Origin of the sequence: Microvirga sp. VF16 (genome assembly GCF_016864375.1) — a bacterium.
Lineage (GTDB): Bacteria > Pseudomonadota > Alphaproteobacteria > Rhizobiales > Beijerinckiaceae > Microvirga.
In genome coordinates this window covers 443,509-469,098 of sequence record NZ_CP069354.1, presented here as the reverse complement: position 1 = coordinate 469,098, position 25,590 = coordinate 443,509, and the positions used below count along the sequence as shown (strand labels likewise).

At 63.5% G+C, this 25,590-nt stretch carries 25 protein-coding genes; 8 read left to right on the top strand and 17 right to left on the bottom strand.

Features of this window, described 5'->3' with window-relative positions:
* Positions 1-72: 72 nt before the first annotated feature.
* The 5 genes from JO965_RS02290 to JO965_RS02270 form a co-directional block, all read right to left on the bottom strand.
* A complete protein-coding gene (locus JO965_RS02290) occupies positions 73-657 on the bottom strand; it encodes a CarD family transcriptional regulator (protein ID WP_203442111.1) in 585 nt (194 codons plus the stop codon).
* Between the two features lie 381 nt (positions 658-1,038).
* Positions 1,039-1,377 carry a ferredoxin FdxA gene (gene fdxA / locus JO965_RS02285; RefSeq protein ID WP_203442110.1) on the bottom strand — a complete coding sequence of 113 codons (339 nt, stop codon included), beginning with the start codon at positions 1,375-1,377 and terminating at the stop codon, positions 1,039-1,041.
* Positions 1,378-1,426: 49 nt separating this feature from the next.
* Entirely contained in the window at positions 1,427-1,729 is a 303-nt protein-coding gene (locus JO965_RS02280) for an RNA-binding S4 domain-containing protein (RefSeq protein WP_203442109.1), read from the bottom strand.
* A 12-nt stretch (positions 1,730-1,741) separates the two neighbouring features.
* Positions 1,742-4,870: a helicase-related protein gene (locus JO965_RS02275; protein WP_203442108.1), complete on the bottom strand. Its 3,129-nt coding sequence runs from the start codon at positions 4,868-4,870 to the stop codon at positions 1,742-1,744.
* Positions 4,871-5,063: 193 nt separating this feature from the next.
* Positions 5,064-5,939, bottom strand: coding sequence for a DUF3108 domain-containing protein (locus JO965_RS02270; RefSeq protein WP_203442107.1), 876 nt, complete (start codon positions 5,937-5,939; stop codon positions 5,064-5,066).
* A gap of 234 nt (positions 5,940-6,173) precedes the next feature.
* Between JO965_RS02270 and rpmB the strand changes: the two genes are divergently transcribed.
* Positions 6,174-6,464: a 50S ribosomal protein L28 gene (gene rpmB, locus JO965_RS02265; RefSeq protein ID WP_009493402.1), complete on the top strand. Its 291-nt coding sequence runs from the start codon at positions 6,174-6,176 to the stop codon at positions 6,462-6,464.
* A gap of 95 nt (positions 6,465-6,559) precedes the next feature.
* Positions 6,560-7,192 carry a queuosine precursor transporter gene (locus JO965_RS02260; protein ID WP_203442106.1) on the top strand — a complete coding sequence of 211 codons (633 nt, stop codon included), beginning with the start codon at positions 6,560-6,562 and terminating at the stop codon, positions 7,190-7,192.
* Between the two features lie 42 nt (positions 7,193-7,234).
* On the opposite strand, the gene JO965_RS02255 is transcribed toward JO965_RS02260, so the two are convergent.
* The 8 genes from JO965_RS02255 to JO965_RS02220 all read right to left on the bottom strand — a co-directional run bounded on the left by JO965_RS02255 (position 7,235) and on the right by JO965_RS02220 (position 16,187).
* Positions 7,235-7,984, bottom strand: coding sequence for a peptidase (locus JO965_RS02255; RefSeq protein ID WP_203442105.1), 750 nt, complete (start codon positions 7,982-7,984; stop codon positions 7,235-7,237).
* A 53-nt stretch (positions 7,985-8,037) separates the two neighbouring features.
* Positions 8,038-8,856, bottom strand: coding sequence for a transglutaminase family protein (locus JO965_RS02250; RefSeq protein ID WP_203442104.1), 819 nt, complete (start codon positions 8,854-8,856; stop codon positions 8,038-8,040).
* A gap of 3 nt (positions 8,857-8,859) precedes the next feature.
* On the bottom strand, positions 8,860-9,804 hold the full coding sequence (locus JO965_RS02245; protein ID WP_203442103.1) for an alpha-E domain-containing protein: 945 nt from the start codon (positions 9,802-9,804) through the stop codon (positions 8,860-8,862).
* A 15-nt stretch (positions 9,805-9,819) separates the two neighbouring features.
* Entirely contained in the window at positions 9,820-11,217 is a 1,398-nt protein-coding gene (locus tag JO965_RS02240) for a circularly permuted type 2 ATP-grasp protein (protein ID WP_203444027.1), read from the bottom strand.
* A gap of 194 nt (positions 11,218-11,411) precedes the next feature.
* Positions 11,412-12,416 carry an esterase-like activity of phytase family protein gene (locus tag JO965_RS02235; protein ID WP_203442102.1) on the bottom strand — a complete coding sequence of 335 codons (1,005 nt, stop codon included), beginning with the start codon at positions 12,414-12,416 and terminating at the stop codon, positions 11,412-11,414.
* Positions 12,413-14,311 (bottom strand): cobaltochelatase subunit CobT, encoded by a 1,899-nt coding sequence (gene cobT / locus JO965_RS02230; protein WP_203442101.1) that lies wholly within the window; start codon positions 14,309-14,311, stop codon positions 12,413-12,415. Before cobT ends, JO965_RS02235 begins: the two co-directional genes overlap by 4 nt.
* A gap of 140 nt (positions 14,312-14,451) precedes the next feature.
* On the bottom strand, positions 14,452-15,441 hold the full coding sequence (gene cobS / locus JO965_RS02225) for a cobaltochelatase subunit CobS (protein ID WP_203442100.1): 990 nt from the start codon (positions 15,439-15,441) through the stop codon (positions 14,452-14,454).
* A gap of 116 nt (positions 15,442-15,557) precedes the next feature.
* On the bottom strand, positions 15,558-16,187 hold the full coding sequence (locus tag JO965_RS02220) for a J domain-containing protein (protein WP_203442097.1): 630 nt from the start codon (positions 16,185-16,187) through the stop codon (positions 15,558-15,560).
* 90 nt (positions 16,188-16,277) lie between these two features.
* On the opposite strand from JO965_RS02220, the gene JO965_RS02215 reads away from it, so the two are divergent.
* Positions 16,278-16,544 carry a BolA family transcriptional regulator gene (locus JO965_RS02215; protein ID WP_203442096.1) on the top strand — a complete coding sequence of 89 codons (267 nt, stop codon included), beginning with the start codon at positions 16,278-16,280 and terminating at the stop codon, positions 16,542-16,544.
* Positions 16,545-16,665: 121 nt separating this feature from the next.
* Here JO965_RS02215 and JO965_RS02210 read toward each other — a convergent pair whose 3' ends face one another.
* The gene (locus tag JO965_RS02210; protein WP_203442094.1) at positions 16,666-17,832 is read right to left on the bottom strand and encodes an acetyl-CoA acetyltransferase; all 1,167 of its coding nucleotides are present in this window, start codon (positions 17,830-17,832) and stop codon (positions 16,666-16,668) included.
* A 159-nt stretch (positions 17,833-17,991) separates the two neighbouring features.
* Here JO965_RS02210 and JO965_RS02205 point away from each other — a divergent pair, with 159 nt between their 5' ends.
* Together JO965_RS02205 and JO965_RS02200 are read left to right on the top strand one after the other, a co-directional pair.
* Positions 17,992-18,570, top strand: coding sequence for a TIGR00730 family Rossman fold protein (locus JO965_RS02205; RefSeq protein ID WP_203442093.1), 579 nt, complete (start codon positions 17,992-17,994; stop codon positions 18,568-18,570).
* The gene (locus JO965_RS02200) at positions 18,567-18,962 is read left to right on the top strand and encodes an NUDIX domain-containing protein (RefSeq protein ID WP_246776715.1); all 396 of its coding nucleotides are present in this window, start codon (positions 18,567-18,569) and stop codon (positions 18,960-18,962) included. Before JO965_RS02205 ends, JO965_RS02200 begins: the two co-directional genes overlap by 4 nt.
* A gap of 2 nt (positions 18,963-18,964) precedes the next feature.
* Here the strand turns inward: JO965_RS02200 and JO965_RS02195 are convergent, their stop codons facing one another.
* Positions 18,965-20,119 (bottom strand): redoxin domain-containing protein, encoded by a 1,155-nt coding sequence (locus JO965_RS02195; RefSeq protein ID WP_203442091.1) that lies wholly within the window; start codon positions 20,117-20,119, stop codon positions 18,965-18,967.
* 70 nt (positions 20,120-20,189) lie between these two features.
* Complete coding sequence (locus JO965_RS02190; protein WP_203442090.1) at positions 20,190-21,092, bottom strand: EamA family transporter; 903 nt, start codon at positions 21,090-21,092, stop codon at positions 20,190-20,192.
* A gap of 190 nt (positions 21,093-21,282) precedes the next feature.
* Here JO965_RS02190 and JO965_RS02185 point away from each other — a divergent pair, with 190 nt between their 5' ends.
* From JO965_RS02185 to JO965_RS02175, 3 genes are all read left to right on the top strand, one after another.
* On the top strand, positions 21,283-22,674 hold the full coding sequence (locus JO965_RS02185; RefSeq protein WP_203442089.1) for a D-alanyl-D-alanine carboxypeptidase family protein: 1,392 nt from the start codon (positions 21,283-21,285) through the stop codon (positions 22,672-22,674).
* A 115-nt stretch (positions 22,675-22,789) separates the two neighbouring features.
* Positions 22,790-23,698 (top strand): DMT family transporter, encoded by a 909-nt coding sequence (locus tag JO965_RS02180; protein ID WP_203442088.1) that lies wholly within the window; start codon positions 22,790-22,792, stop codon positions 23,696-23,698.
* A 4-nt stretch (positions 23,699-23,702) separates the two neighbouring features.
* Complete coding sequence (locus JO965_RS02175) at positions 23,703-24,821, top strand: GTP-binding protein (protein WP_203442087.1); 1,119 nt, start codon at positions 23,703-23,705, stop codon at positions 24,819-24,821.
* Here the strand turns inward: JO965_RS02175 and JO965_RS02170 are convergent.
* Positions 24,818-25,585 carry an ABC transporter permease gene (locus JO965_RS02170; protein WP_203442085.1) on the bottom strand — a complete coding sequence of 256 codons (768 nt, stop codon included), beginning with the start codon at positions 25,583-25,585 and terminating at the stop codon, positions 24,818-24,820. The genes JO965_RS02175 and JO965_RS02170 overlap by 4 nt on opposite strands.
* Positions 25,586-25,590 lie beyond the last annotated feature (5 nt).

The window sequence follows — 25,590 nt, the reverse complement described above, 5'->3', positions numbered from 1 at the left end:
AAACAAGGCTTTGGCCATAAAAAAGCCCGGCACAGGGCCGGGCTTTTTGGGTGATCGAGTTCGACCCTTCGATCAGGCGGCCTCTTCCTGAAGGTCGTCGCCCTCGGCATCAGCCTCCGCCTCGGCACCCTTGGCCCGGCGCGGGGACTTGGCAAGGCTCTGCTCGATGAGCTTCAGAGCTTCCGTATCCGTGATCTTGTTGACGGCCGCAATCTCGCGCACGACGCGATCGAGAGCGGATTCGTAGAGCTGGCGCTCGCTGTAGGACTGCTCGGGCTGAGCCTCGGAGCGATAGAGGTCGCGCACGACTTCCGTAACGGCAATCAGATCGCCGGAATTGATCTTGGCCTCGTATTCCTGCGCGCGGCGCGACCACATGGTGCGCTTCACGCGAGCACGACCTGTCAGCACGTCCAGAGCCTTTTGGATCAGAGCCGGTTCGGCAAGCTTGCGCATGCCGACACTGGAGGCTTTACCGGTCGGAACCCGAAGGACCATCTTGTCCTTATCGAAAGAGACCACGTACAGCTCCAGTTTGAACCCCGCGATTTCCTGCTCTTCGATGGCCGTGATGCGGCCGACACCGTGAGCGGGATAAACGATCGCTTCACCGGACTTGAACCCAAGGCGCTGGGCGGACTTCTTGGCGGTTGTCATGCGAGAGAGGCCTCCTTGCATGGTCCTCGCTTGGCAACGAGGAAGCTGTAGTTCCACTGGGCAGGGTCCCAAGGGAACGAGGATAAGATGTGAGCGTCACGGAACTTGACTATTCCGCTCGTCTCCCTGATGTAAGCCAGCGGCTACAAACGCCCATGCCCTTGACCAAGGCAGCAACGCTCCCTTAAGTCAAAGGACGCGAATCTTTGCTTCATTATGTGAACCGCCGGTCTGCAGAGACGGTGCACGGCTTGAGCGCAAGCGACGGCATTTGCGGACCCTATCACAGTCCGGCCGAAAAAGCAAAAATATTTCAAAGCAAAGCGTTAAAGAGAGCCGAGTTTCGCCTAGATTTGGACCTTGGTCTTTCTCGTCCAGACTTTAGTCACCCTCGCCCGGATTGGCCGTGAAATAGGCCTCGAACTTGCCCGCAACGCCATCGAATTCCTTCGCATCGGCGGGCGGATCCTTCTTGATGGTGATGTTGGGCCAGCTCTTGGCCAAGTCGGCATTAAGCTTCAGCCATTGTTCGAGGCCCGGCTCCGCATCGGGCTTAATGGCTTCCGCGGGGCATTCCGGCTCGCAGACGCCGCAATCGATGCACTCGTCAGGATGGATGACGAGCATGTTCTCGCCCTCGTAGAAACAGTCGACCGGGCACACCTCCACGCAGTCCATGTATTTGCACTTGATGCAATTTTCAGTGACGACGTAGGTCATGAACGGTCCTTCGAGGGTCTACTCTGGAATATAAACAATCGTCGCCGCTCTAGCTCTTGTCGCTGTCGCTGACAAGCGCCGCGTTGTCCTGGTTGAGGTCTATGTAGAGCTGCCTTGCTTCCAGTGCAGGACCACGGCGCTCGCCGAGACCTTCGACCCGGACCACAAGAGTGGTCCGGGACAGTGCTATGGTGACCACGTCACCGATGGCCACCGCCTTGGCGGCGTTGTCGGTACGCTGGCCGTTGAGGCGGACGAAGCCGCTGGTGACCAGCTTGGCCGCCAGCGTCCGGGTCTTCGCGAAGCGCGCGAACCACAGCCACTTGTCGAGCCGCTGCCGGTCCTCACGCATGCGCTTAAAACCTCACTTCTTGTTGTCCTCGAGCTGGGCCTTGAGAGCCATCAGCTTGGCGAAGGGCGAGTTCGGGTCCGGCTGCTTCTCGCGCCGCTCCTGCCCGCCGTCGCGCCGGTTGTCGGGGCGCGGTCCACGACGCTCATCACCGCGGCCGGGACCGCGCGGCGGCCGGTTCTGCGGACGCCCGCCCTCCCCTTGCGCCTCCCGGCGCTCGGGACGCGGACGGCGTTCGCCTCCCTGCTCGCCCTGACCCTCGCCATGGCGCGGGCGACGGTCGCCGCGCTCCTGCCGCTCGCCACGCTCGTGACGGCCGCCACGCGAATCGCGGCCATGACGGGCTTGGCCGCCCTCGTGGTGACGGCGGCCCTGGCGCCAGACCTCGATCATCTCGGGCTCGGCAGGGATTTCGGCGACAGCGGCCTCGGTGGACGCCTCAGCGGGAGCCAGGAACTGGCCTTCCGGCGAGGCCACGGCCTCGGCAGCGCTGGTCGCGACTTCCTGCTCGGAGACGGCCGCCTCAGGAGCCTCGACGGCGACAGCGCCGATCTCTTCGGTCCCGACAGCCGTCTCGGCGGCCTCGGCCGGAGCTTCCGGCGCCGGAGCGGCGGCTTCTTCCTCTGCGGGAGCGGCCTGGGGCTCGATGGCCTTCGGCGCCTCGACCAACGGCGCGGTGATGGCGGGGCCAGGGCGGCGCTCCATCACGTAGCCGAGGGACTTGAGGATCGTGGCGAAGTCCTCGCCGGCACAGCCCACGAGCGAGGTCATGGACACGGTTGGAACGAAGCTCTCGCCATCGGCGGTACCCGCCGGCGGCTCGCCGGGGGTGATTCCAGGGCGGTAGGCGATGGCGGGGCGGATCAGATCGGCCAGCCGCTCCAGGATATCGACGCGCACGGCACGGCCGCCCAGCACACGGAAGCCCGCGGCGCGATAAAGCCCATGGGCGATCTCCTGGTCGACCGGGATCGAGGTGCGGCCCGACTGAGCAAGATGGGCGATCTCGTCGATGCCCTTTTGATCGAGGCCTCCGTTCTGCAGCGCCCAGAGCTGGGTCGCCAGAACACGAGGGGCCGGCTTCAGGAGAGCAGGAAGGTAAAGGTGATAGGCGCCGAACCGGACACCGGCCTTGCGCAAGGCGCCGCGGGCATCCTGGTCGAGGCTGCGCACGTCGTTGAGAACCTTCGCGCGCTCCAGCACACCAAGGGCCTCACCGATCTGGAATCCGATGCCGCGGGCAAGGCCCGTCAGCTCCGTGCTGTCCTCGAGCTGCAGCAACGGACCGAGCAGGCGCACGATATAGGCCTTCAGCCAGGCGCGCAGGCGGTTGTCGACCTTGTCCCGGGCCGGGCCCGTGAGATGCTCGTCCGAGAGGATGCGCACCTTGGGATCGAACAGCTTGTCGCCGGCTTCCAGCTTGGCCACCGGGTCGCCCATCCAGCGGATCGTGCCGTCGTTCGACAGCACGAGCATGGCGTCAGGCGTCTCGGCAAACCGGTCCGCCCGCGCCTCGATCTCGCCGGCCAGCGCCTTGCTGGCAGCATTGCGCAGGGTCTTGGCCTCCGTCGTGTCGGCCTGGGGATCGGGCACGAAATGGAAGCCGTGCAGGTGACCGATGTGCTGACCCTCGACAGTGACGTCGCCGGTGGTCGTAATTTCCGCTTCGAGCATCTTGTTCTCTCTCAAGCGCCGCATGAGAACGCTCGTCCGCCGGTCGATGAACCTTTGGGCCAGACGTTCATGGAGCGCATCCGATAGCTTGTCCTCTACCTGACGCGCAACATCCTGCCAATGCTCTGGATCCTTCAACCAGTCGGGACGGTTAGCGACGAAGGACCAGGTCCTGACCTGGGCGATGCGGTTGGAGAGGGTGTCGATATCCCCATCGGTCCGGTCCATGGCGGACAGATGGCGGGCAAACCAGTCGGCCGGGATGGCCCCATCCTTCATGAGGAAACGATAGAGCTGGCCGACGAGATCCGCATGGGTCTGCGGAGACACTTTGCGATAATCCGGCACCTGGCAGATCTGCCAGAGCCGTTCCACGGCATATTGGGAGCGGGCCATGGCCTGGATGTCGTCTTCCCGCGCGAGAACCTCGAGGGCCGTCGCGTCCTCGCCCGTGGGCGCCCGCACGAGACCGTGCTCCCTCGGCTGCTGGCCAAGCGAGTCACGCAGACGGGCGAGCGACGAGAAATCGAGATCCGGGTTGCGCCACTGCAGGATGCGAACCGGGTCGAAGACATGATTTTCGAGCGCCTCAACGGTTTCTGCGTCGAAAGGCGGGCACCGGCCCGTGGACCCGAAGGTGCCGTCGCGCATGTAGCGGCCGGCGCGGCCGGCGATCTGGGCGAGCTCCGGGTTGTTCAGCTTGCGGAACTGAAATCCGTCGAATTTCTTGTCGGACGCAAACGCCACATGGTCCACGTCGAGATTGAGGCCCATGCCGATGGCATCGGTAGCGATCAGGTAATCCACGTCCCCGTTCTGGTAGAGCTCGACCTGAGCGTTGCGAGTCCGGGGCGACAGCGCTCCCAGCACCACCGCAGCACCACCGCTCTGACGGCGGATCAGCTCCGCGATGCCGTAGACCTCTTCCGCCGAGAAGGCCACGATGGCCGAGCGGCGGGGCAGGCGCGACACCTTCTTCTCGCCCGCGAAGGACAGTTTCGACAGGCGCGGCCGGGTGACCACGTGAACGCCCGGGATCAGCGCCTCGATCAGCGGGCGCATGGTGGCCGAGCCGATGAGGAGGGTCTCCTCGCGTCCGCGCTGGTTCAGAAGGCGATCGGTGAAGACGTGGCCCCGATCGAGGTCGCTCGAGAGCTGGATCTCGTCCACGGCCACGAAGGCGAGATCGAGATCGCGCGGCATGGCCTCGACGGTGGAGATCCAGTAGCGCGGCCGGTCCGGCTTGATCTTCTCCTCGCCCGTGATGAGAGCGACGTTGTGGTGCCCCGCCTTCTCCACCACGCGGTTATAGACCTCGCGGGCGAGCAGGCGCAGGGGCAGGCCGATCATGCCGCTGTCGTGGCCAAGCATGCGCTCGATGGCGAGGTGGGTCTTGCCGGTATTGGTGGGGCCGAGCACGGCGGTCACGCCGCGCGACCGCGCCTGCGGGGGAAGGGAACGACGGGCCATGCCTGGATGACGGGTAATGCTTAAAAGGTCCCGGATTGTGAGCCGAGAGGCTGCAGGACCGGAGACCGGCACGAGCAGACTTCTCTTCCAAGCAGCCTAAAGCCCATCGGGCGGCTGCGGTTAGCCCCTTATATGGTGCCAGAGGCTTCTTTCGCTACCGAAAACGGCATGAATGCCTAAGGATTTTCGGGACTTACTGAACGGCCTCGGCCTTGATGGTCTCATCGGCCCTCTCCGCCTTGCGGGTCGGCGGCGACTTACCGTCTTCCTCCAGCGACCAGAGGGAGGCCTGCATCTCGCCCATGCCGATCATGGTGCGCACCGAGACCTTGAGCGGGAAGAGCAGGCGCGGCCCCTCGATGGGCGCCAGCCACACGGACATGTCCTTGTTCTCCTGCATGAACTTGGTCGCCGGGCGCTCGCTCCGGTGGCCGGAGATCGGCACGTAGCGGGCATTGCAGACGAGGACGGGCCCGGAATAGCCCGGGACCTCGACCTTCTTCGTCTCCGCATAGGAGAGAACCACGTTCATGCGCGATGCACCGTCGAAGACGGGGATGGTCCGGTCGCAATTGGCCGGATCGGTGAGGGTCTTCGAGGCCACGGCCGGCATGAGCAGCGCGCTCATGGGATCGACCACGCCCTTTTTGTCGGCCGCCTTGACCGGAACCCGGTCGGGCTTCGGCTCAAGCGGCGGGTCGATCTCGACCTTGGCCACCCGGCCGCTCTTGAGCCCCATCTGGACGCTGCGCTGATTATCCGATGTCTTAGAAACAACGGCGAACTTGGTCGAGCGCGGCGGCGCTTCTCCGGCCAGGGTGCCGGACGCGCTGGCCTCCCCCTTACCGCCGGTCAGGATCATGGCGAGTCCGGTCAGCTTCGCATTTCCCTGCATCTCGTATTTCGACCCGTTGAAGGACGACAACAGGTCCGCCTTGCCCAGAGGCAAGCCGGCCAGCGTGAGGTCGTAGCTCACCTTCAGGGTCTGAGGCTTGGCGGGTTGGGCTTGCGCGAGCGAACCCGATCCGGCGAAAGCCAGGGTCACGAGAGCTGAGGCGATGAGGCGCATAAGGCTTTTCCGTTAGTCTATTCCGTTGCATCGCACGAGATTCAGAATAAATCATGACCACGGTGCTTCAAAAAAACGAGATGCGGCGTCGCACTATTCTTGACGTCCTCCCCTTTTTTGGCCTATAGGCTCGCACCTTCCAAGGACTTCCGGTGTCCGGCCGCGTGGGATCTGCGATCAGCAAACCCACGAATTCGAGGCCGCGACCCTTTATTGACGAATAGGATTGAACCCATGTCGCGCCGTTGCGAACTGACCGGCAAGGCCGTGCTGAGTGGCCATCTGGTGAGCCACTCGAACCGCAAGACGAAGCGGAAGTTCCTGCCGAACCTCTGCAACGTCACGCTCCAGTCTGACACCCTGCAGCGCTCCGTGCGCCTGCGCGTTTCCGCCAATGCGCTCCGCTCGGTCGAGCACCGCGGCGGCCTCGACGCCTTCCTGGCCAAGGCCAAGGCTGGCGAGCTCTCCACCACCGCCCTGGCGGTGAAGCGCGAGATCGAGAAGAAGCTCGCCGCTGCGAGCTAACCTCGATCGCCGAAAAATTGGCTTTGCGGGCGGCCCTGGTGCCGCCCGTTTTGCATTGTGTTAAGGCTTAAGCATTCGCCTGGACGAGGCTTCTCATGACTCAGATCGACCGCCGCGACTTCCTCATTGCCCTGACGGCAATGACCCTGATTGTCCTCTCGTCGAATATCCTAGTCCAGTATCCCTTCCATCATCTGGGTCTGGGCGACTACCTGACCTGGGGCGCCTTCAGCTATCCGTTCTCATTCCTGGTCACCGACCTGTCGAACCGGCGCTTCGGCCCCAAAGGCGCACGTCGGGTGGTTTATGCCGGCTTCGCACTGGCCGTGGTGCTCTCGGTCATCTTCGCGTCACCCCGTATCGCGATTGCCTCGGGCGCAGCCTTCCTGGTCGCTCAGCTTCTCGACATCCAGATCTTCTTCCGCCTGCGCGGCCAAGCCTGGTGGATGCCGCCCTTCGTGTCGTCCGTGATCTCGTCGGGCCTCGATACGGCAATCTTCTTCTCGTTCGCCTTCTATTGTGGCGTGGTGCCTGGCCTCGGCCTCACCATCAGCGACGCGCTCGGTCAATTCGGCATTGCGGATCAGTGCATTGTCCTGCCTTGGACGAATCTGGCGATTGCCGACTATCTGGTGAAGCTCGCGCTCGCCGCCATTGCGATTGCTCCTTATGGAGCGGTTCTGCGACTCATGCGCTATGAGGCGAAGCATCACCACCAGACGGCTTAAGGCACCCCGGGGCCCAACGAATCGGGCCCCTTTTCACTTCGATCAGAGAACCTCTTCCGCATAGGGCGGGTGAGGAATGGCCTGATGGGCCGCGCGCAACGCGGCGGACCAGCGCTCGCGCAGATCCCGGAAATAGGGCTCGTCCTCCTGGATGCGGTAGGTTACCTGCGCCTTCAGGGCATCGCGCTTGGCCACGACGATATCGATCGGCAACCCGACGCCCAGATTGGACTTCAACGTCGAATCCATGGAGATGAGTCCGAGCTTCAGGGCCTCTACGAGACTCGTGCCATGGGAGATCGCCCGGTCGAGGATCGGCTTTCCGTATTTGGGCTCGCCGATCTGCAGGAAGGGCGTATCGACAGTGGCCTCGATGGCATTGCCGGCCGCGTAGATCTGATAGAGGCGCATCGGGGCCGCCCCAATCTGTCCACCGAGCAGCATGGTGACGTCGAAGGTCATCTGACGCTTTTCCATCTCGACCCCGTCGACTTCGTAGACATGGCGGACGGCGCGCCCGACGAGCTGGGCTGCCTTGAACATGCTGGAGACGCTCAGAAGCGTCTCGACCTCTCCGGTCTCGGGGTTCTCGATGCCGTCGGACAACAGCGACATGACCGACTGGCTCGCGGAGAGATTCCCGGCCGTGGCGAGGGTAATGACGCGCTCGCCCGGCTTCTCGAACAGGTGCAGTTTGCGGAAGGTCGCGATGTTATCGACGCCGGCATTGGTGCGCGTATCGGCGATCATGACGAGACCATCCCGCACGAGGATGCCGACACAATACGTCATGGGGGTTCCTCCAGGAGCCTTCTGGTCGAGTTGCTCGGTTGTCGGGACCATTCTCACGCCTGTACTTGACGGGCGCCTTCGATCCTTAAACGAACGTCGAGCGCTTCACGGGTGATTCCGTAATAGCTTCCTCGAACCGGGGCTGCATCAAGATAATCGAGCCCGATGGCCAACCGGACGTAATGTTCCGTTGCGGAAACGGCATTGGTAGGGTCGAAACTGACCCAGCCGAGATCCGGGACATAGGCCTCCGCCCAGGCGTGCCCCGCCTCCTGCTCGGCCTCGCCGGGCTTGTGGAGATAGCCTGAGACATAACGGGCCGGAATTTTCAGGGATCGCGCCGCGCTCAGAAAGACGTGGGTGAAATCCTGGCAGACCCCGTGGCCCGCCGCGAAGGCATCGGCACCCGTGGTCGTGGCGCTCGTAGCCTCCGTGTCGAAGCGCAGGCGCTCAGGGATAGCATTCAGAAGAGCATGAGCCTGATCGAGAGGGCTGGTGAAGCGGCCGGCCGTCAATTCCGCAAATTCGTGGATAGCGGCATCCGGCCGGGTCAGGGCTGTCTCGCGCAGATAGAAGATTTCCGGGAAACGCTCGACCCCTCCCCGGATGATTCCGGCGGTGTCCGTCGTCTCGATCTCGCCGGCCACATGCAGGGTGATCTGGCTCACGGGACCCTGCACGGACAAGCTGTGGACAATATTGCCGTACCAATCCTCCCGGCGCATCAGCCGGCCATCGCCTTCGAGGTCGATATTCCAGGACAGGACCGTCTGACTGTCGCAGCCGCGCGGCGTCAGCCGCAGGAGCTGGATCGCCGACTTGGCGGGCTCGCTGTAGTGATAGACCGTCTCGTGGGTGATGCGGATGCGCATGGGTCAGCCGAGATATTGGTTCGTGATGGCGTGCCCGAGCCGGTTGTTCTCGGCGAGGAAGTCCTGCAGAAACTCATGCAGGCCGTGCTGGAAGATATCCTCGATATTCTGATTCTCCAGGCGGGCGTGAGTTGCCCTCGCCTGTCGCTGCGCGGGACCCGACGTGCCGTAGCGTTGCGAAATGTCGTCGAGATGGCGCGACAGGAATGCGTAGCAGGCGGCGAGCGAGCGCGGCATCTCCTCGCGCAGGATCAGGAGATCGGCCACGAGCCAGGGTCTCAGGTTCTGGTGATAGACCCATTGATAGCTCACCAGCGCCGAGACCGAGCGCAGGATGGCGGCCCATTGGTAATAGTCGATGCCGCCGCCCACCGCCGCGTCCTGCGGCAGCAGCACGTGATACTTCACGTCGAGCACCCGCGCGGTGTTGTCGGCGCGCTCGATATAGACGCCGAGCCGCGAGAACCAATAGGCATCGTTGCGCAGCATGGTCCGCATGGCGGAACCGTCGTAGCGGAGCGAGGCCTCCTTCACGAGGTTCAGGAAGCGGGGAAGATCCTCGACCTTAATGCTCTTGGCCTTGTAGCGGCGCAAGTCGAGCCAAGCGGAATTGATTGCCTCCCACATCTCCGATGTGAGCGCAGAACGCACGGAGCGGGCATTCTGCCGGGCCGTGTCGAAGCAGCATTGGATGCTGGACGGGTTCGCCTCGGAGAAGGCGAGGAATTCGATCACGTTCTCCGGCGTGGCATCGCCATAGACGGCGCGGAACTGATCGATGCCGCCGGCGGTGATCAGGGCGGATTCCCATTCATTGGTCTCGACGCCGTTATAGGAGATCGGCATCGATGCCATGCGATAGGCGACATCGAGGATGCGCGCCGTGTTCTCGGCCCGCTCCACATAGCGGGAGAGCCAGTAGAGGCTGTCGGCATCACGACTCAGCACGCGAAACGCTCCCGCTCATTCGCTCAACACCCAGGTATCCTTGGTCCCGCCGCCCTGGCTCGAATTGACCACCAGTGAACCCTCCGTCAGGGCCACACGGGTCAGCCCGCCCGGCACGAGCCTGACACCGTCGCGGCCGGTCAGAACGAAGGGACGCAGATCGACGTGGCGCGGCGCAAGACCTTTCTCCGTGAAGATCGGACTCGTCGAGAGAGCCAGCGTCGGCTGCGCGATGTAATTGTCGGGCGACGCCAAAATCCGGCTCTTGAAATGCGCGCGCGCTTCCGTCGTCGCATGCGGTCCCACCAGCATGCCGTAGCCGCCAGAGCCGTTGACCTCCTTCACGACGAGTTCGTGCAGATTGTCGAGCACGTAAGAGAGCGCCTCCTGCTCGCGGCAGCGCCAGGTCGGCACGTTCTTCAGGATCGGCTCCTCGCCCATGTAGAAGCGCACGATATCGGGCACGTAAGAGTACATGGCCTTGTCGTCGGCAACACCCGTTCCCGGCGCATTGGCGATGGCGACATTGCCGGCGCGATAGGCAGCGATCAGGCCCGGCACGCCGAGCGCAGAATCAGGCCGGAAGACCAAAGAATCGAGGAAGTCATCGTCGATGCGGCTGTAGATCACATCGACGCGCTTCGGCCCCTCGGTCGTGCGCATATAGACCATGTCGTCGCGCACGAAGAGATCGCGCCCTTCGACCAGTTCCACGCCCATGCGGTCGGCGAGGAAGCTGTGTTCGTAATAGGCCGAGTTGAGAGAGCCGGGGGTGAGGAGAACGACGGTCGGATCCCACGGGCTACTCGACGGCGCGACGGATTTGAGCGTGCCCAGGAGTTCATCGACATAGTTCTCGATCGGCCGGATGCGCTGCATGCCCACGAGCTCGGGGAAGAGGCGCATCATCACCTCCCGGTTCTCCAGCATGTAGGAGACACCGGAGGGCGTGCGCAGATTGTCCTCGAGCACGTAGAAATCCTGGTCGTCGACCCGGACGATGTCGATGCCGGCCACCTGCACGTAGATGTCGCTGTTGAGCGACAACCCGTGCATCTGCGGGCGGTAATAGGGATTGAGATAGACAAGTTCCGGCGGAATGATCCCGGCACGCAGGATTTCCCGCTGCCCGTAGATGTCCTTGAGGAACATATTGAGCGCCTTGACGCGCTGTTCGAGGCCACGCGCGAGGCGGGACCATTCCTGGCCGGACAGAATCCGCGGGATGATGTCGAAGGGGATCAGCCGTTCTTCGGCTTCCGCATTGCCATAGACGGCAAAGGTAATGCCGACCCGGCGGAAGAAGAGTTCCGCCTCCTCGCGGCGGTGTTCCAGCAATTGCGGCGGTGCCGATTTCAGCCAGTCCTGGAGGACGCGGTACGCATCTCTGCTATGGCCGTCATGGCCGCTCATTTCATCGAAGATCGCCTGTGCCGCCACCGGGTCTCCTCAAGCCTCTCGAAACGGACACCCGGCGCAAAGATTGGCATCGGGCCCACATGAAGAGAGCTTAGTTGCCTAAAACATAGGGCTTCAAGCAGGACGAAGGGATAGAGGCGGGCAAAGAATGATGAGAAAGAGGGCGAATGCCCACCAGGGAGGCAGGCTCAGCCCGGAAGCGAGAATTCGAGCAACAAGGTTCTCTGCAGGGAGCTGAAATTGTTGTCGGAGATCAGGGAGAGGACGATATCGCCGCCTTCCCGATGGACCGCGAGGCCTTCCATATTGTCGACCTGATGCGAGGCTTCGCTCTCGTAGAGGATCTCCCCGTCGATGCGGGCTCCCGGCCTGATCGCGCTCGCCTCGACCCGCCGAAGACGGCAGCCGAAGCCGCCGAAGAGCGAAAAGCGGCGCTCCAGGATGACAACTTCCCCATTGGGCAGGAAGGCGAGATCGGTCACGTCGAAGCCGCCCGAGAGAACAATCTGGAAGGCACCCTGCCGCGGGCCGGTCAGGATGAAGCCGCTGCCGCCTTCCGCGATGCCGACGAGTGCTCCGTTCAGGGGCGAGCGCTGGGGTGCAATGCCGAGGGCTTCCAGGCCGCCGTTGTTCGGCAGGTCCCTCAGCTCCTTCGGCACGGGAATGGGAACGCCGCGAATGATGCTTCCCGTCCCGGTGCGCTCGAACCGGATCACCGCATGGTTTCGCTCGACGCCGACGAAGGCGGTGTTGCCTGCAAGCGCAAAGCTCTCCGTGTCGTAATAGCGCGAGCGCCGCATGGGGACGCCGTTGGCCAGAATGAGCGGAGACAGCACCGGGCCCGATAGGCCCGAGAGCCGCCCGTCCGATGTCTCGACCCGCGCTTTCAACAATTGCGCGTTATCGGCGAGCGCGATGATCTCCTGGCCATTGGCCGAGCGCCACAGACCGGAGAAGCCGCCGAAGGCCGAGACCCGCGACCGCAAGTCCACGCCGGAGCGGAACATCACGGCGCCGAAGCGCGAGCGGTCAGGATCGGTGGTGGAGAGCCGGCTGATCGGCTGCGCCTCCACATCGATGGAGGTCGCGCCGCGGAAGGCCTGCGGGCGCTGCGCCAGGGCGACGCCGGCACAGGCCATGGATGCGGCAGCGGCACCGCCGCCGATGAGAAAGTTGCGCCGGCTGAGCCTCAAGCGACGGCTCTGCGGCGGGGCACACCGCGGGAGGGCGGCGCTGCGTTCTCCTCGAACAGCTCCGCGAGCTTTTCGGTCATGACACCGCCAAGCTCCTCCGCATCGACGATGGTCACGGCGCGGCGGTAGTAGCGCGTCACGTCGTGGCCGATGCCGATGGCGATGAGTTCCACGGGAGAGCGGGTCTCGATCTCCTCGATGATGAAGCGCAGATGCCGCTCGAGATAATTGCCGGGATTGACCGAGAGCGTCGAGTCGTCCACTGGCGCGCCGTCCGAGATCACCATCAGGATGCGGCGCTGCTCGGGCCGCCCGAGCAGGCGCTTATGCGCCCAGTCGAGCGCCTCGCCATCGATGTTTTCCTTCAGCAGGCCCTCGCGCATCATCAGGCCCAAGTTCTTGCGCGCACGCCGCCAGGGCGCGTCCGCCGACTTGTAGATGATGTGACGAAGGTCATTCAGGCGGCCGGGATTGGCCGGCTTGCCGTTCTGCAGCCATGTCTCGCGCGCCTGCCCGCCCTTCCAGGCGCGGGTGGTGAAGCCGAGGATTTCCACCTTCACGCCGCAGCGCTCGAGCGTCCGGGCGAGAATGTCGGCGCAGGTGGCCGCCACCGTGATCGGGCGCCCGCGCATGGAGCCGGAATTGTCGAGGAGCAGCGTCACCACCGTGTCGCGGAAATTCGTGTCCTGCTCCTGCTTGAAGCTGAGAGGCTGGAAAGGATCCATGACGATGCGCGGCAGGCGCGCAGGATCGAGCGTGCCCTCTTCGAGGTCGAACTCCCAGGACCGGTTCTGCTGCGCCATCAGGCGACGCTGCAGACGGTTCGCGAGACGGCCGACCACGCCCTGCAGATGGGCGAGCTGCTTGTCGAGATAAGCGCGAAGCCGCGTGAGCTCATCCGCATCGCAGAGGTCTTCCGCGTGGATGATCTCGTCGAATTTCTGGGTATAGGCCTTGTAGTCGGGTCCCCGCGCCTCGTTGGAACGCGACGGCGGACGCCAGGATTCGCCGGCATCCTCGGAATCCGCTTCCTCAGATTCCTCGGGCAGCTCGCCGGAAGGACCGTCGGCCTCTTCCGTGGCGCCGTCCTCCATCTCGTCGCTGGAATCCTCGCTGATTTCCACCTCGGCCCGGTCGCCCTGGGCTTCCTGCTCGGATTCGCCTTCGCCCTGCTGCTCCTGCTCCTCGGATTCGTTCTCGTCCTCGTTCTCCTCATCCTCGGAATCCATGGCCGCCTCGTCGGCCATGTCGAGGGAGGAGAGCAGGTCGCGGATGGAGCGGGCGAAGCTGCGCTGGTTCTCGATGTTCTTGAGCAGGCCATCGAGATCGCGCCCGGCGCGGTTCTCGATGAAATCGCGCCAGAGATCGACGATCTTGGCCGCCGACGCGGGCGGCTTCGCGCCGGTCAGACGCTCGCGCACCATGAGGGCAAGCGCATCCTCGAGCGGCGCATCGGCGCGGTCCGTGATCTCTTCGTACTTGCCGCCGCGATGATAGCGGTCCTCCAGCATCGCCGAGATGTTGGAGGAGATGCCGGCCATGCGTCGCGAGCCGATGGATTCCACGCGCGCCTGCTCGACCGCATCGAACACGGCGCGGGCGGCTTGGCCCTCGGGGGCGAGTTTCCGGTGAAGGGCGGTGTCATGGCATGCCAAGCGCAAGGCCATGGCATCGGCATTGCCGCGCAGGATCGCCACATCCTGCGACGTCAGCCGACGGGGCGGCTCCGGCAGGCGCGCCTTGTCCTGGCCCATGAGCACCGGACGGTCGGACGCGAAGGCGACCTCGAGATCGGGCTTGCGGGCGATCGCCTTCATGGTGCCGGCAATGGAGCGCTTCAGCGGCTCCGCCGGCGCTTCCTTCTTCTCACCTAGCTTGCGGTTCGAGATGGACATCTCACCTCTCCTGTCATTCCCGCCTTTGTCATCCCCGCGCAGGCGGGGATCCATAAACACAGGCCGTCTTCCAGCCTTTCAGCGTTAGCGGTTATGGATTCCGGGCTCGGCTGCGCCGCCCCGGAATGACAGGGTTAGTTTTACGACAGCACCATATTCACGGCGCTCTCCGGCAGTTCCTTGCCGAAGGAGCGCTGGTAGAACTCGGCCACGAGGGCACGTTCCAACTCGTCGCACTTGTTGAGGAAGGTGACGCGGAAGGCGAAGCCTGTATCGCCGAAGATTTCGGCGTTCTCGGCCCAGGTAATCACTGTGCGCGGACTCATGACGGTCGAGAGATCGCCGTTCATGAAGGCCGAGCGGGTCAGGTCCGCCACGCGCACCATCTTGTTGACGATGTCGCGGCCATCCGAGTTCTCCTGATAGTGCTTCGCCTTGGAGAGGACGATGTCCACCTCCTTGTCGTGCGGCAGGTAGTTCAGCGTCGTGACGATGGACCAACGGTCCATCTGGCCCTGGTTGATCTGCTGCGTGCCGTGATAGAGCCCCGAGGTGTCGCCGAGGCCGACCGTGTTGGCGGTGGCAAAGAGGCGAAAAGCCGGGTGAGGCCGGATCACGCGCTTCTGGTCGAGCAGCGTGAGCTTGCCCGATTGCTCCAGCACGCGCTGGATCACGAACATCACATCCGGGCGGCCGGCATCGTATTCGTCGAACACGAGGGCCACGTTGTTCTGCAGCGCCCAGGGCAGGATGCCGTCCTGGAAGGCGGTAACCTGCTTGCCCTCCTGCAGCACGATGGCGTCCTTGCCGACGAGGTCGATACGGGAGACGTGGCTGTCCAGATTCACGCGCACACAGGGCCAATTCAGGCGAGCCGCCACCTGCTCGATATGGGTCGACTTGCCGGTGCCGTGATAGCCCGTGATCATGACGCGGCGGTTGCGCGCGAAGCCGGCGAGGATGGCAAGCGTCGTATCCCGGTCGAAGAGATAATCGGGGTCGAGATCGGGCACATGCCCCTCGGCCTGCGAGAAGGCGGGAACTTCCAGATCCGAGTCGATGCCGAAGACCTGTCGCACGGACACCTTCATATCGGGCAGAAGGGTCGCTGTCTCGGTTTGTGCCGTCATAGGGGCCTCTCGGTCTCTTTCGTGTGTCGTGAAGATGTCATGGGCTTCTTAACCCCCATGACGGAATGGCGCAATTTCCTAATGAGCTGGTCAGCCCTGCCTGAAAGGATATGGTTTCAGCACAGGCCGGCGCTTTTCAGGGCATCGTGCGCCTTGATGATGTCACGCAGGCGCTCCTCGAAGGAGCGGTCGCCCCCATTGGCATCGGGATGGAACCGCTTCACCAGGGCCTTGTACTGGGCCTTGATGGCGGGGCCGTCGGCGGTCTCGTCGAGGCCGAGGATGTCCAGCGCCCGGCGCACCGCGCCCGTATAGCGCGGACGCTTCGGCTCGGGCCGGGCCCGGCTGGTCCGAGCCTGAGTGAAGTCCTCGCCCTTGAGGACCCCGAGGGGATCGAAATAGCCCCAGTCCCGCGGTTCGGCCTTGGCGGTATGCTCCTCGCCATGGCCGGAAGCGTTCATGCCCATGGTCCAGGTCGGGCGATGGCCGATGATGGAATCCTTCTGGAAGGCCGCGACGGCGGAATCCGACATGCCGGCGAAATAATTGTACGAGGCGTTGTACTCGCGCACATGCTGGAGGCAGAAACGCCAGTACTGGCCCTCCCGGTCCCGCCCCTTGGGCGCACGAAATTCCCCCGCCGCCTTGCAGGAGGGGTGCTCGCACACGGGTCCCTTGGCCTCCTGCGGCTCCTCGCAGGAAGGCTTGATCCGGATGCGGTCGAAAAGAGGCGAGTTGAGATCCATGATTCAGTGATTATGAGTGGCTTGGGGCCTTGAGCCAAGGCCTGAACGCTTTTCGCCGCAGACCCGTTCAAAAAGGTTTTACAAAACAGCATGACCCTTCAGCACTGGATCACACACACTTTGCAGGAGAGCCTGCAGCCGACCGAACTGACCGTCATCGACGAATCAGAAAAGCATCACGGCCATGCTGGATGGCGGGAAGGCGGAGAAACTCATTTCCAGGTTTATATCGTATCGGAAGCCTTCTCCGGCAAGAGCCGAGTCGAGCGTCACCGCCTCGTCAACGACACCCTGAAAGGCGCCTTCGACAGGGGCCTGCACGCCCTGGCCATCCAGGCCAAGGCGCCGGGGGAATAGACCTCTCCGGTGTCATTCCCGGTCGACGCGAAGGGGAAGGGAATCCACTAATGCGCTCAGCGCTATGGATCCCCTTCCCTCGCCTGCGGCTCGCCGGGGATGACAAAGCCGTACGGCTTTGTCACTTGATCCGCTCGAGCACGCTCACGTAATTCGCCACCGCCGCGCCGCCCATGTTGAAGATGCCGCCGAGAACCGGATTCTTCACCTGGATGCCTCCGGCCTCCTCGCAGAGCTGCATCGCGCTGAGCGCATGCATAGAGACGCCGGTGGCGCCGATGGGGTGGCCCTTCGCCTTGAGACCGCCAGAGGGGTTCACCGGAAGCTTGCCGTCGCGATTCGTCCAGCCTTCCTTGATCGCGGTCGCGCCCTGCCCGCGTGGGGTCAGGCCCATCGCCTCGTATTCGATGAGTTCGGCAATGGTGAAGCAGTCGTGGGTCTCGATGAAGGAAAGATCCGTCAGCTGGATTCCGGCCTGGGAGAGTGCGCGCCGCCAAGCTTCCGCGCAGCCTTCGAACTGGATGATGTCGCGCTTCGACATGGGCAGGAAATCCTGCGCATGGGCTGTGGCCCGGAAGGCGACCGCGCGCTTCATGCGCAACGCCGTCTCGGTGTCGGCCAGGACCAGAGCGGCCGCGCCATCGGAGACGAGCGAGCAATCGGTGCGCTTCAAGGGTCCTGCGACGTAAGGATTCTTCTCGCTTTCGGCGCGGCAGAACTCGAATCCTAAGTCCTTGCGCATCTGCGCATAGGGATTGTCGACGCCGTTCTTGTGGTTCTTCGCGGCGATCAGGGCAAGCGCATCGGACTGGTCGCCGTAACGTTGAAAGTAAGTGCCGGCGATCTTGCCGAACACGCCCGCGAACCCGCCCGGGGTGTCGCCATCCTCCGGCAGATAGGACGCCTTGAGCAGGATGTTGCCGATCTCGGGCCCCGGCGTCTTCGTCATCTGCTCCACGCCGACCACCAGCACCGTCTTGGCGCGCTTGGCCTCAATGGTCTTGATCGCCTGATGCACGGCGGCCGATCCGGTCGCGCAGGCATTCTCGACCCGGGTCGCCGGCTTGAAGCGGAACTTGTCGCTCGCCTGGAAGACGAGGGAGGCGGTGAAATCCTGGGCCGAGAAGCCGCCGTTGAAATGGCCAAGCACCACCTCGTCCACGTCCTCGACGGCAAGGCCCGCATGTTCCAGCGCCTCGTTGGCGACGCGGACGATCAGGCTCTCGACACTCTCGGTATCGAGCTTGCCGAAGGGAGTATGGGCCCAGCCGACGATGCAGGCAGTCATGGATGTCTCCTCGAGGATTGTGTTGTTGAGAGACAAGGTGGCTCTCTTTGGGGCTTTCAGCAAGCCGGCCGATCGCATGTCAGGTGCGCTTGAGAGGCTTGAGCTTGGCTTCATCCTGTCGTTCATCGATGCGTGACACGAATCACGAAGGAAAATCCCATGCGCCTGTGTGTCTTCTGCGGCTCCAGCAGCGGCCAGGATCCTGTTTATCTCGAGACTGCGCGGGCACTCGGTGAGACCATGGCCGCCCAGGGGATCGATCTGGTCTATGGCGGCGCCTCTGTCGGGCTCATGGGCGCGGTCGCCGATGCGGTTCTCGCCAAGGGCGGCCAGGTGATCGGCGTCATGCCGCAGGCGCTGGTCGACAAGGAGATCGCCCATCGCGGATTGAGCGACCTTCGGGTCGTAGGCTCCATGCATGAGCGCAAGGCGCTCATGGCCGAGCTCGCGGACGGCTTCATCGCCCTGCCCGGGGGCTTGGGCACCTTCGAGGAGTTGTTCGAGGTCTGGACCTGGGCGCAACTCGGCTATCACCGCAAACCCTGCGCGCTTCTGAATGCCGACGGCTTCTACGACAAGCTGACGGATTTTCTGGACGACGTGGTCGAGCGCGGCTTCGTGAAGCCGATCCATCGCGCGATGCTGATCGTCGAGAATGAGCCTGCCGCCCTGATCAAGGCCATCCGCGCCTATGAGCCGCCGAAGGTCGACAAATGGATCAAGGCGGGCGAGCGGTGATCGAGATCGTCACCGCCCTCGTCCGCAACGAGCGTGGCCATGTCCTGCTCGTGCGCAAGCGCGGCACGACGCATTTCCTCCAGCCCGGCGGAAAACGCGAGCCGGGCGAGAGCGATTTGGATGCCCTTGCACGGGAACTCCATGAGGAAATCGGCTGCCGCATCGTTCCGGGATCCGCAAGGCACCTCGGTGTTTTCGAAGCGTCGGCAGCAAACGAGCCTGGAAAGACGGTGCGGGCCGTCGTCTATGCGGTCAGCCTTGCTGGAGAGATTTTCTGTCAGGCCGAGATCGACGAATTCATCTGGATCGATCCGCGTGCGCCGGTCAAAACGCAGCTCGCCCCATTGACGCGAGACACCATTCTGCCTCTTGCACTGTCGCTAAGCGACTGAGATCAGGCCTTGTAGGCGCCCACGCCTTCGCCGAGATTGGCGTTGTTCGCCTCGCGGATCTTGGCGGCCTCCTCGTCATAGAGGAAAGGCAGGAAGGCAAATCGGCGGCCCTCTGTCACGCGAGACACCGCATGAAGAAGCGGGCATGAGAACACCACCGCGCCTCCGGCCGGAGCCTTGTAGCTCCGCGAACCGAATTCCGGGAAACTGACCTCGCCGCCTTCGAAATCGCTGTTGAGATTGATCGAGACGGCGAAGCGTCGATGGGCCGTGCCGCTCGTCGTGTTGTCTCGGTGCGCACGGAAATGACCGCCGTCCTCCGCCGCATAGCAGGAGACGATGTAGCGCTCCATGCGCGAGGGCTTGAAGAAGTGCACCCGTTCGATCTCGGGATTGATGCGGCGGATGATGCGGTGCTGCACCTGGCGGATCAGATTTTGATCCGTGATCGTGTAATCCTTGCGCCGCTTGTGGTTCGGATCATGGGTGGCAACGGTCTTGCCGTTGACCTCGCGCATGAAGCCCGATTCCTCACCGCCATGCTGCTCGTAGAGACCGATCAGGTACCGGCAGAATTCGGGCTCGAACACGTCCGGGATCACGAGTACGGGAGCGGGAATCTCGAAACCGGCGAACCGATTCACCGGGGGCAGGTCACGTACATAGGCCATCACCTTCTCACGGTCGCTGCCATCGGCCTCGAAGGGAAAGATGGCACGCACGCGCAAGGTTGGGTTAAGTACCATCCAGAAGCGTCGGATCGGAATCTGCGACTGGCCCGGCAGTGCGTTGCGCGGCAGAGCACCATAGAGGCGACCGACAGTGCCATCGAAATCCCAGAAATGACGGATGCCCGGAACGATCTGCTCCGCCCGCATCTCCGACTCGTCCGACGGATCGACGCTCACGCCGAAGATCGCGACCTTGTCGTCGTCGAACAGATCGCGGTGTGTCTCCTGGAACGAGGCCAGGGTCGCACGCCCGACATCGTCCGAACCCATGCCGTAGAAGCACAGGACGACATAGCGCCCAGCCACCGTGTCGAAGCTGAATTGCGGATTGCTGGTTGAGTTCTGCTTGAACCAGGGAGCTGGGTCCCCAACCTGGAGAACACGGTAGGCAGGTTGAACAGTCTCAGGGGCAGCGGCACCAGTCATGAAAAGGGTCCGAACACGTTCATTGGATATGCAACGTTGTTCGTTAACATGTGACTGCCGCAGCGACAAGCTAACGTTGCGCCAGGAGCAGTAAGCCGACGCCGGCGAGGATCAGGAGCATGCCGGCCAGTTCCCGTCGGGTTGTCGTCTGCGCCAGGAAGCGATGAGAGACCGCCTGCGCCATCAGCACCTCGACGAGAGCCAGCGTACGGACATTCGCCGCTGTCGTCAGCGCGAAGCCGATGAACCAGAACTGGGATGCGAGCGCCCCGAGAAAGCCCGCTCCCAGGGAGGGACGCCATGCTTTGAAGCTCGCCATCAGCGCCTTGCGGTCGAAGAGCCCAAGCCAGATCAGAAGGATCGCCGTCTGCAGGCCCAGGCCCCAGACAAGGGTCGTGGAAGCCCTGATCAGGGGAGATCCCCCGTCGAGCGACAGGATGGCGCCGCGAAAGCCGATGGCTGCCAGAGCGAAGAAGGCGCCCGAGGCGAGGCCGAAGAGAATAGGCTTCAGGCCCGATGACGCGAGGCCCGTGCCGGGCTTCACGGACATGAGCAGAACTCCTGCCGTCGCGACGACAATGGCCAGTCCCATGGTCGGTGTCAGGTGATCCCCCAAGAGCACCAGCCCGAACAGAGCCACCTGCACCGGCTCCGTCTTGGTATAGGCGGTCACTACCGAGAAGGCGCGCTCGCGCATGGCCGCGAGCATCAGGGCCGTGGCAAGGATCTGGGTGACGGCGCCGGTGAGGACGTAGGCCAGAAAGGTCGGGTTGGATCCTGGAACAACCTCTCCGGTCACAAGGTTCATCACGACCAGCGCCAGAAGAGCGAAGGGAAATCCGTAGAGGAAGCGGACCTGGGTCGCTCCCACGGTTCCAATGGTTTCGGTCAGGCGGCGCTGGGTGGCATTGCGGCCGGTCTGCGCAGCGGCTGCAGCCAGCGTCACCGGAATCCAGAGAAGGGATGTATTCATATCGATCTTCAAACCGCACTGCTCTTGCCACTCTCTTGCCACGGATTTCGTTAAGAACGGTGATACAAACAAGCAATAAGCCGCCAAAACCTAGCCAAGGCCAAGGTTTGGCACTAAAAATAGCCCAGCTGACAGGCGGGGCCCGATCGATCCTCTCCTATCGTTGAACGAAGCCAAGGAGTCGTTCCGCATGAACGTTAGCCGAGCCCTCCGCGTGACAGCCTTTGCTTTGACTGCTCTGATGAGCGGTTCGGCTCTGGCCGCCGGCGGCCCCGCTCTTGTGGTTGAAGTGGAGTCCGGCCGCGTCCTGCACGCGGAGCGCGCGACTGACCCCTGGTTTCCCGCCTCGATTACCAAGCTGATGACGGCCTATGTGGCCCTCGACAAGGTCCGCTCCGGCCAGTTGAGCATGGAAACGCTCCTGACCGTCTCCGATAGCGCGGCCGCCCTGCCTCCCTCCAAGATGGGCTTCAAGCCCGGCACGGAGATCCGTCTCGACAACGCCCTGAAGATCATGATGGTCAAGTCAGCGAACGATGTCGCTGCAACCATTGCCGAAAACATCGGCGGCTCGATCGACGGCTTCTCGGAACTGATGAACGAGCATGCCCAGCGCCTCGGCATGGTCAGCAGCCACTTCGTCAATCCGCACGGCCTGCCCGACGAGCGCAACCAGACCTCGGCCCGCGACATGGCCGTGCTCGCCCGCGCGCTGCTGCGCGAGTTTCCCGCTCACGCAGACCTGTTCGATATCGGCGCAGTCCAGTTCGGTCGGCGCATCATGCGCAACACCAACGGGCTGATCGGCCGCTATCCCGGTGCCGACGGCATGAAGACCGGCTTCATCTGCTCGGCCGGATTCAACGTGGTGGCGAGCGCGACCCGCAATGGCCGCCATCTCATCACCGTCGTGCTCGGCGCTCCCTCCGCCAACGAGCGCACGATCAAGGCGGCCGAGTTGTTCGATCGCGGCTTCAGCAGCAAGGTGAACTTCACCAATCCCGAGCTTGCTGCTTTGCCCGCCTCGGCCAATACCACGCCGCCCGACATGCGCCCCGTCATCTGCGACCGGCGCGGACCGATGCCGCAGGAAGAGGATACTCCGGCCGTCGCCGAGACCGACAGCAACATCCCGAACCTGTTCTCCTCCGAGGTCATGGCCTTTGCCGGGGATTCCTCTGAGAAGCCGGTGCGCACCGTGCTCGGCCCCCGTGCCACGGTTCAGCCTGAGCGCGTCTGGATCGGCCTGAATCCTCCCTCCGAGGCCGAACTGGCCGCCCAAGCGGCAGCGGAAGAGGCCGCCGAGCAGGCTCGCAAGGCAAAGACCAAGAAGGCCACCGCTTCCAAGAAGACGCAGGCCAAACAGGCCGATGCCAAGGCATCGGACGACAAGAAGGCTGACGCGAAGGAGCCCGGGAAGGCCACCGCCAAGGGCAAGGAGCAGTCACGCGCCAGCGTCGCCGTCAAACCGGTGACCGGCAGCGCCAAACCTGCCGCAAAGTCGAAGCCCTCGACGGATACCAAGGCCAAGGCCCCGCAAAAGGCCGACGCCACGGCAAAGCCGAAATTCGTCGCGAACTGACCCGACAGATATCTGCTTCTCTGAAACGCCCGGCCACCGACCGGGCGTTTTGCTTTGGGCCTTGCATTCCCGCCCCTTTCGGGCGAACGGTTCCGCCTCATAGCCGAACCTTGCAATGAATCGCACCTCCTCCCCCGTCGACGGACTGCTCTTCGCCCTCGTCTCAGCCAGCCTCTACGGTTTCAATATCGTCTATGCCCGCATGGCTTCCTTTGCGGGAGCCAATGGCTCGGCCATCGTGGTCTATCGTGTCTTCTTGATGCTGGTGCTGGTCGGCATCGTCGCCGCTGTCACGAGAACTTCCCTGAGGGCGGCCCGGGTGGAGCGGGGCACGCTGCTTCTCCTCGGGGTCTCCACCGCCTTCGTGGGCATCTGTTATCTCTCGTCGGTCGCCTTCATCCCGGTCACGGTGGCGGCGGTGGTGTTCTACACCTTTCCTAGTCTCATCGTGCTCGCGAGCCCCTTCGTGGAGGGAACGAGACTCACGCCAGCTCTGCTTGGTGTGGTGGCAACGGCAACACTCGGCGTTGCCCTCGTCGTCGGACCGGCTTTCGGCGATCTCGACTGGCGTGGCCTGGCCCTCGCCTTCGGCGCGAGCATCGCCACCGCGATCCAGTTCTTTGCTGCCGCGCGGTGCCGCAAGACCGGCGTCATGGCCAAGACCTTCTGGATCCACCTGATCGTGCTGCCGACCGCCACGCTCATCAGCCTGGCCGCGGGCCAGCTCGCACCACCCTCCGCGCTCGCCATCGCGCCCTTCGCGGTCGCCATGACGATCGGCGGCTACGTATTCGGTTTCGTGCTGCAGCTCCTGGCGCTCGGACGCATCACGGCGGTTGCGGCCGGTATCATCTACTGCACAGAGCCCGTGGTGGCTGCCGTTGCATCGGCCGTCATCCTGAACGAAACGCTCGTCCCACTGCAAATCGCGGGCGGGGCTCTTGTGCTGGCGGCTATCGTTGCCAACGTTCTGTTGGAACAGCGCCGCCTGAAGGATGCGCCCCTAGTGCCGATTGCGGATTGACCCGATGACAACCATGACTCCCCCTGCCCCGATCCCGCTCACCATCCTCACCGGATTCCTGGGGTCGGGCAAAACCACCCTGCTCAACCGGCTCCTGAAGGATCCCGCGCTGCAGGACACAGTGGTCATCATGAACGAGTTCGGCGAGATCGGCCTCGATCACCTGCTGGTGGAGACCATCGACGAGGGCATGGTGCTGCTCTCCGCCGGCTGTCTCTGCTGCACCGTGCGCGGAGACCTCATCGCGACGCTCGAGGATTTGCTGCGCAAGCGCGATAACGACCGCATCCTGCCGTTCAAGCGCGTGATCATCGAGACCACGGGCCTCGCCGATCCGGCACCGATCCTCCACGCCGTACTCTACCATCCCTATCTGTCGATGCGTTACGCGGTCGAAGGCGTGGTGACGGTGGTCGATGCGGTGAATGGCACGGCCACCCTGGATGCGCATCGTGAAGCCGTGAAGCAGGCGGCCGTGGCCGAGCGGATCGTCATCACCAAAACCGATCTCGTTCAGGATCGGGACAGCCTCACCCTGCTGCGCGAGCGATTGCACCAGCTCAATCCCGGCGCGGCTCTTCTGGAGACGGATGCACCGGCCGAGGCGGTCATCTCGGGCGGTCTCTTCGGTCTCGACGGCAAGATCGCCGACGTCGCCGCATGGCTGAAAACGGAGGCTGTCGAGGAGGCGGAGCGCGAGAGCCATGCTCATCAGCATGGGCACCATCATCACCATCATCACGATGTGAACCGGCACGACGAGAAGATCCGTGCCTTCTGTCTCACCAGCGACGAGCCGATCCGCCAGGGAACACTCGACATGTTCCTCGACCTTCTGCGCTCGTCTCAAGGAGCGAAACTTTTGCGCGTGAAAGGACTCGTGGCTCTGGCCGAAGACCCAGAGCATCCGGTCGTGATCCACGGCGTGCAGCATGTGATCCACGTTCCCGCAGTGCTGCCGCGCTGGCCGAGCGAGGATCGCCGCAGCCGCATCGTGTTCATCGTCGATGATCTCGAACGCGAGACAGTGGAAAAGCTCTGGAACGCCTTCCTCGGACGCCCCGCCGTCGATCAGCCCGACGCGGCGGCGCTCTCCGACAATCCGCTGTCGTTGAGGCGTTAAGCCGCCATCTGCGAGCGCTGCGCCCAGCCGGTCATGGAGCGCTCCACATAGGCCGTGATCGCGTACATGATGACGCCGAGCACCGCGAGCACCAGGAGAGCCGCCCAGACAAGAGGCACTTCGAAGGCCGCGGAGGCGCGGGTGAGCAGGTTGCCGATGCCTACGTTGGACGCATTCTGTTCGCCGATCACGGAACCCACATAAGCCAGCGTGATCGCCACCTTCAGGGAACCAAAGAAATACGGCATCGCGCGCGGCACACCGACCTTGAACACGATGTCGCGCTTCGAGGCGCCGAGCGCCCGCAGCACGTCCTCCATTTCCGGCTCGACCGTGGAGATGCCGGTGGCGACGTTCACCACGATGGGGAAGAACGAGATCAGGAAGGCCGTCATCACCGGCGGCACCCAGCCGACGCCGAACCAGAACACGAGAATCGGAACCACGGCCACTTTCGGGATCGAGTTGAAACCCACGAGCAGCGGATAGGTGCCGGCATTGATGAGCCGCGAGGAACCGAGCAGCATCCCGAGCAGCAGCCCGAACCCGACCGCGAGACCGAAGCCGGCCAGCGTCATCCAGAGGGTGTGCATGGCGTGGTAGGCAAGCTGAGTCCGGTATTCCCACACGGCGAACAGGATTGTGGAAGGCGCCGGCAGGATGAAGCTCGAGATCCTCAGAACATGACAGAGGATTTCCCACAGGACGAAAAAGCCGATGGTGAAGACCCATGGAGCAAGAGCGAGCTGGTTCTTGGTTTTCATGGGTT

Excerpts from the sequence above, each read along its gene's own strand:
- JO965_RS02175 (WP_203442087.1), top strand. The coding sequence starts at position 23,703 with ATGACAACCATGACTCCCCCTGCCCCGATCCCGCTCACCATCCTCACC.
- JO965_RS02170 (WP_203442085.1), bottom strand. The coding sequence starts at position 25,585 with ATGAAAACCAAGAACCAGCTCGCTCTTGCTCCATGGGTCTTCACCATC.
- JO965_RS02240 (WP_203444027.1), bottom strand. The coding sequence starts at position 11,217 with ATGAGCGGCCATGACGGCCATAGCAGAGATGCGTACCGCGTCCTCCAG.
- JO965_RS02260 (WP_203442106.1), top strand. The coding sequence starts at position 6,560 with ATGACTCAGATCGACCGCCGCGACTTCCTCATTGCCCTGACGGCAATG.
- rpmB (WP_009493402.1), top strand. The coding sequence starts at position 6,174 with ATGTCGCGCCGTTGCGAACTGACCGGCAAGGCCGTGCTGAGTGGCCAT.
- JO965_RS02280 (WP_203442109.1), bottom strand. The coding sequence starts at position 1,729 with ATGCGTGAGGACCGGCAGCGGCTCGACAAGTGGCTGTGGTTCGCGCGC.
- JO965_RS02190 (WP_203442090.1), bottom strand. The coding sequence starts at position 21,092 with ATGAATACATCCCTTCTCTGGATTCCGGTGACGCTGGCTGCAGCCGCT.
- JO965_RS02180 (WP_203442088.1), top strand. The coding sequence starts at position 22,790 with ATGAATCGCACCTCCTCCCCCGTCGACGGACTGCTCTTCGCCCTCGTC.
- JO965_RS02275 (WP_203442108.1), bottom strand. The coding sequence starts at position 4,870 with ATGGCCCGTCGTTCCCTTCCCCCGCAGGCGCGGTCGCGCGGCGTGACC.
- JO965_RS02250 (WP_203442104.1), bottom strand. The coding sequence starts at position 8,856 with ATGCGCATCCGCATCACCCACGAGACGGTCTATCACTACAGCGAGCCC.
- JO965_RS02185 (WP_203442089.1), top strand. The coding sequence starts at position 21,283 with ATGAACGTTAGCCGAGCCCTCCGCGTGACAGCCTTTGCTTTGACTGCT.
- JO965_RS02215 (WP_203442096.1), top strand. The coding sequence starts at position 16,278 with ATGACCCTTCAGCACTGGATCACACACACTTTGCAGGAGAGCCTGCAG.
- JO965_RS02205 (WP_203442093.1), top strand. The coding sequence starts at position 17,992 with ATGCGCCTGTGTGTCTTCTGCGGCTCCAGCAGCGGCCAGGATCCTGTT.
- JO965_RS02290 (WP_203442111.1), bottom strand. The coding sequence starts at position 657 with ATGACAACCGCCAAGAAGTCCGCCCAGCGCCTTGGGTTCAAGTCCGGT.
- cobT (WP_203442101.1), bottom strand. The coding sequence starts at position 14,311 with ATGTCCATCTCGAACCGCAAGCTAGGTGAGAAGAAGGAAGCGCCGGCG.
- JO965_RS02195 (WP_203442091.1), bottom strand. The coding sequence starts at position 20,119 with ATGACTGGTGCCGCTGCCCCTGAGACTGTTCAACCTGCCTACCGTGTT.
- cobS (WP_203442100.1), bottom strand. The coding sequence starts at position 15,441 with ATGACGGCACAAACCGAGACAGCGACCCTTCTGCCCGATATGAAGGTG.
- JO965_RS02255 (WP_203442105.1), bottom strand. The coding sequence starts at position 7,984 with ATGACGTATTGTGTCGGCATCCTCGTGCGGGATGGTCTCGTCATGATC.
- fdxA (WP_203442110.1), bottom strand. The coding sequence starts at position 1,377 with ATGACCTACGTCGTCACTGAAAATTGCATCAAGTGCAAATACATGGAC.
- JO965_RS02220 (WP_203442097.1), bottom strand. The coding sequence starts at position 16,187 with ATGGATCTCAACTCGCCTCTTTTCGACCGCATCCGGATCAAGCCTTCC.
- JO965_RS02270 (WP_203442107.1), bottom strand. The coding sequence starts at position 5,939 with ATGCGCCTCATCGCCTCAGCTCTCGTGACCCTGGCTTTCGCCGGATCG.
- JO965_RS02210 (WP_203442094.1), bottom strand. The coding sequence starts at position 17,832 with ATGACTGCCTGCATCGTCGGCTGGGCCCATACTCCCTTCGGCAAGCTC.